This is a genomic window from Levilactobacillus fuyuanensis, assembly GCF_003946395.1.
Taxonomy (GTDB): Bacteria; Bacillota; Bacilli; order Lactobacillales; family Lactobacillaceae; genus Levilactobacillus; species Levilactobacillus fuyuanensis.
In genome coordinates this window covers 1-4618 of sequence record NZ_RHNZ01000040.1, presented here as the reverse complement: position 1 = coordinate 4618, position 4618 = coordinate 1, and the positions used below count along the sequence as shown (strand labels likewise).

At 42.6% G+C, this 4618-nt stretch carries 6 protein-coding genes; 4 read left to right on the top strand and 2 right to left on the bottom strand.

Features of this window, described 5'->3' with window-relative positions; all coding sequences use genetic code 11:
* Positions 1 to 45 precede the first annotated feature (45 nt).
* Positions 46 to 246, bottom strand: a complete 201-nt coding sequence (locus EKM73_RS12555; RefSeq protein WP_225361824.1) for a DUF536 domain-containing protein — start codon at positions 244 to 246, stop codon at positions 46 to 48.
* A gap of 91 nt (positions 247 to 337) precedes the next feature.
* Here EKM73_RS12555 and EKM73_RS12550 point away from each other — a divergent pair, with 91 nt between their 5' ends.
* The 4 genes from EKM73_RS12550 (at position 338) to EKM73_RS12535 (ending at position 3606) form a co-directional block, all read left to right on the top strand.
* Complete coding sequence (locus tag EKM73_RS12550) at positions 338 to 574, top strand: TetR/AcrR family transcriptional regulator (protein WP_263853814.1); 237 nt, start codon at positions 338 to 340, stop codon at positions 572 to 574.
* Positions 575 to 796: 222 nt separating this feature from the next.
* On the top strand, positions 797 to 1501 hold the full coding sequence (locus EKM73_RS12545) for an NUDIX hydrolase (RefSeq protein ID WP_107696700.1): 705 nt from the start codon (positions 797 to 799) through the stop codon (positions 1499 to 1501).
* Positions 1502 to 1616: 115 nt separating this feature from the next.
* Positions 1617 to 3056, top strand: a complete 1440-nt coding sequence (locus tag EKM73_RS12540; RefSeq protein WP_057785053.1) for a nicotinate phosphoribosyltransferase — start codon at positions 1617 to 1619, stop codon at positions 3054 to 3056.
* Position 3057: 1 nt separating this feature from the next.
* Positions 3058 to 3606, top strand: coding sequence for a cysteine hydrolase family protein (locus EKM73_RS12535; RefSeq protein ID WP_003712348.1), 549 nt, complete (start codon positions 3058 to 3060; stop codon positions 3604 to 3606).
* A gap of 340 nt (positions 3607 to 3946) precedes the next feature.
* On the opposite strand, the gene EKM73_RS12525 is transcribed toward EKM73_RS12535, so the two are convergent.
* On the bottom strand, positions 3947 to 4531 hold the full coding sequence (locus tag EKM73_RS12525) for a recombinase family protein (RefSeq protein ID WP_103434022.1): 585 nt from the start codon (positions 4529 to 4531) through the stop codon (positions 3947 to 3949).
* Between the last annotated feature and the right edge of the window lie 87 nt (positions 4532 to 4618).

Sequence of the window (4618 nt, the reverse complement as noted above, 5' to 3'; positions counted from 1 at the left end):
TTTCTATACAATTCAGAAATCTTTTATGCATTTACACAAGATATTTTACGCTCTCTCAGATTCGGTTTGTTGAGGTAATGATGGTTGTGATTGTTTGTGTGTAGTTAAATCTAATTGTTGTGCTTGATCGGCAATCCTATTAGTCGTTGCAATCTGTTCGTCCTTAACCTCTAACTGCTGTTTAAGTAGCTCAATAAAAGCTGATTGTTCTTTGGTTTGAGCCTGTAAAAAATTATTAACCGTCAAACCGTACCAAGAAATTTTCGTGATCGATATTAGTAACCAAGCCCGTATTTCCCGGCGGACTTTTTACCGGAATTTCAAAAGCAAAGACGATGTGATTAATCAGTATGTTATTTCCTTACTAAAGAAATACACTGATTGGATCTTGCAAGTTAACCCCCAAACCTATAAAGAAGTCATCGATGACTTCTTTACTTACTGGCCAGCTCACTCAGCTAAATTGGCTTTGTTAGTTAAAGCTGGTTTAAGCTATAAGATCTTGGATAATACTAACCAAACGATGCCGGTTTTCTTTCGGCGTTTCCATCTCCGCCACCCCAGTGTTGCTTGACACGTCGATGTCACTAACGATACCAAAGTTGAATATATGACCCGCATTGCCGTCGGTATTTTCTGGAATACTTTTTGCTTATGGTTAGCCCAGCCGACGTCGATCACCATTCAAAATTTAGCAATCCTCGTCAAACATGATTTAAAGCAACTGGGCAATTACTAGTGGCCGAGAAATGCTAAAATAGAGTTGAGTTAACAATTATGAAGGGAGGAGCGTCAATTGGATAGTGAAATTATTGCCCGGCCATTGGTGACCATCACCAACGTCATTTGGAGTTTTAATACTGAATTACACCGACCACAATTACTATTGATTAAGCGGGCAGATGAACCTCTAAAGGGACATTGGGCCCTCCCCGAAACCCTCTTGCGGAGTAAAGAGAGTGCCGACGCGGCCTGCATTCGTCTAATTGACGATAAAATTGGCCTGCAAGTTCCGATGAATTCAACCGAACAACTGGCCACCTTTACAGATCCCAAGCGGGTTACGGGAACTCGGGCACTGGCACTCGCCTATATGACCTATTTACCATCAACCCCAAAATTGCATCCAGGGTATGGGGCCACAGATGCCCAATGGTTCGTGCTTGATAAAGATCAGGGCAACTATGTGATCACCCATGACCAACAGGAGATTATCCTAAGTCCCGCCGGTCACCTGGTCTTTGATCATATTCAAATCATTACTACCGCCATTAATCGGATTAAAAACAAGCTGGACTATCAACCCCAAATTCTTCGGATCTTAGGTAATACCTTTACCCTGCGCCAAGCGCGCGAAGTCTTTGCGGCTTTCTTAGGTACGACAATTGACAAGATTGATAATTCCAACTTTAAGAAAACTCACAACCACCTCTTCAAAGAAGTCGGGGTCGCCACTTTGAACCATTCTGGGCGGCCACCAAAGCTCTACCAACTTAACTAAAGGGCATCATTTGCATTTTGCTGCAAAGTATTTATACTAGACGTAAATAAAAGTCAACCATACTTTTATTTTTAGCCAAATTAAAGTAATTTTTACTTAAAAGGAAGCATTTAAGATGAATCTACAACTATTAACCGACTTATATGAATTTTCCATGGCCAATGGGTACTACGCTACCCTACCCCATGATCGACAAGCTCGCTTCGACGTCTTTTACCGCCGGGTTCCCGACAACGGTAGTTTTGTCATTGTCGCTGGTCTCCAGCAGGTGGTAGAACAAGTTCAAAATTGGCATTTCACTAAGGAGAATATTGAATACCTGACCTCCCTGAATGAATTTACTCCCGAGTTTTTGGATTACCTGAGCAAGATTAAAAATCACTGCTCGATTAAGGCTTTACCAGAAGGAACCCCTGTTTTCCCACGGGAACCAATTATTTCAATTAGTGGACCGTTGATTGAAGCCCAGCTGTTAGAAACCTTTATTCTAAACATCATTAACCATCAATCATTAATTGCGACGAAGTCTTGGCAAATCAACCATGCCGCTCAAGGCCGACCAATTATGGAATTTGGCGCGCGGCGGGCGCAAGGCCCTGATGCCGCCACGTATGGGGCGCGAGCCGCGGTGATCGGCGGTTGTACCAGCACGTCGAACTTACAAGCAGCCAGTAAATTTAATATTCCCGCGGCCGGCACAATGGCACATGCCTGGGTCGAAAGCTTCTCTGATGAATTAAGTGCCTTTCAAGCTTGGGCCAAGGTTTATCCTGACAAAGTTTCCTTGCTCGTTGATACTTATGATGTCTTGAAGTCAGGAGTGCCGAACGCGATTCGGGTCTTCAAGCAAGTTAGCGCTCAAGGGCACCAACCAGTCGGGATCCGGATAGATTCCGGTGACATTTCGCAATTAGCCATCAAAGCCCGGAAGATGCTCGATGATGCTGGCTTCCCCAAGGCAAAGATTACAGCTTCAAATGCCCTTGATGCGCATGTAGTTAAGTCGTTGTTGGATGAAGGAGCTCCAATTGATAACTTTGGGATTGGGGAACGTTTAATTACCAGTTCCTCCAGTCCGGTATTAAGTGGCGTTTATAAGCTCGCCGAAGAAAAGATTAATGATCAATGGATCCCAAAAATTAAGGTTAGTGATAGCAGAGAAAAGATCACCCTTCCTGGTAATAAGCAAGTTTACCGGATTTACCGGCAAGATAACCTTCATCAAGCGATCGCCGATGTGATTGCCCTGGCTGATGAGCACATCACGGCTCCATTGAAAGTGGTTAATGCTAATTCGGCAGCCACGCACGCCAGCCAAGTTCTGACTAATTTTAATGCTAAGCCATTGATGCAAGAATATCTGGGTTCCAATGCTTCCCCAATCGAAAATGATCTCTTTAAGATTCAGCAATTCTCAATGGATCAAGTAGCAGAATTACCAGAAGCCACAAAACGGTTAGTTAACCCCGATCGGTACCCAGTTTACTTAACAGCTACATTGGCTGAATTGCAAGAACAGTTAATTACTAAAGCTCAATTTACGGAGGAACATTAAGATGGCTAAAGCGCTCTTAATTATTGACTATACAAACGACTTTGTGGCTGATAAGGGATCACTAACGGTTGGCAAGCCAGCGCAGACGTTGGCCCCAGAAATTATGCGGTTAGCCGATCAATTCTTAAGCCAGCATGATTATGTGATCTTTCCTACTGATGGTCACCGGCTTAATGACCCATTCAATCCAGAAACCAAACTATATCCGGCCCATAATATTATTGGGACGACCGGTCAGAAACTATACGGCCAAGTCGGCAGCTGGTTTGATCAACATCATGACGACTCCCATGTCTACAAATTCAATAAGAACCGTTACTCCTCCTTCCAAAACACCAATTTGGATAACTACCTGCGGGAACGGCGGATTGATGAAGTCTGGATTGCTGGTGTCTGCACTGATATTTGTGTCCTCCACACCGCAATCAGTGCCTACAACCTGGATTACCACATTGTGATTCCACAAGCAGCCGTGGCCACGTTCTCACCAGCTGGTGCTGAATGGGCGATGAATCATTTTAAAAACGTATTAGGGGCCACAATTCGATAATTCACTTTCAAATGATTATCAAAAAAACCACGAATTAATTACAAAAAATTCCCTTTGCTAAATGCATTGGGAATTTTTCTTTTGGCGTTACCTTTCTAGGGTAAAAGGTAACATTTTATTTTCAAATACAATCTTGAAAATAAAAACGTGTACGATGAATCGAAAGCTACTAAGCATGCAATCGAAGAATGGAACAACAAACACTTTCAGAACTATGTTGAGCACAGTTGTTTGCATTCCGATTAATAAATGATACCACTCTAACATGATTCCCATCATTTTCTCAAAATAGTTTTGCTGCTCATAAAAAACGGTTTTTAATTTATCTGACATATAAGTCTCATCTTTTTATATTAAACTTTTTGCGATATCTGATAAAGGTCGTCCGTTTAATCCCGGTATTTCGAGTCACATCAATGTCACTCATGCCTGCCTGGTAAAGCTTAAAAGCATGTTGCAGGCGGGGATCGTCTTGGGTGTATTGGGGTTTGCGCCCATGATATTTACCCTGTCGCTTAGCTAAGGCAATTCCTTGCTGCTGGCGCTCAATGATTCGCTTACGTTCACTTTCGGCCTGATACTTATAGAGTTCAATAATCAAGTTGGTCATCAGTTGCCGTAAGTTGGGATCCGCAATCCCGGTCATGGACGGTAAATTTAACACATCTAAGGTGGCCCCCTTATTTTGAATGGTGTTCATAATCTTAGTTAAATCCTGGTTGTTTCTGCCTAAGCGATCTAATTCAGTGACCAGGACGATATCACCCTCACGAATATAGGCCAGCATTTTTTGCAGTTCTGGCCGATTAGTGTTAGCCCCACTTAATTTATCCGTAAATAATTTATCAACGTCTTTTAAAGCCGCTAACTGTCGATCTAAATGTTGCTCCTTGGAACTCACACGCGCATAACCGATTTTAGCCATTTCCAATCTCCTTTTGGACAGTTCTAATGAACACTTGTAATTCCTAGTATAGCACAGAAATAAAAAAGACCATTAGGGTATACCCTA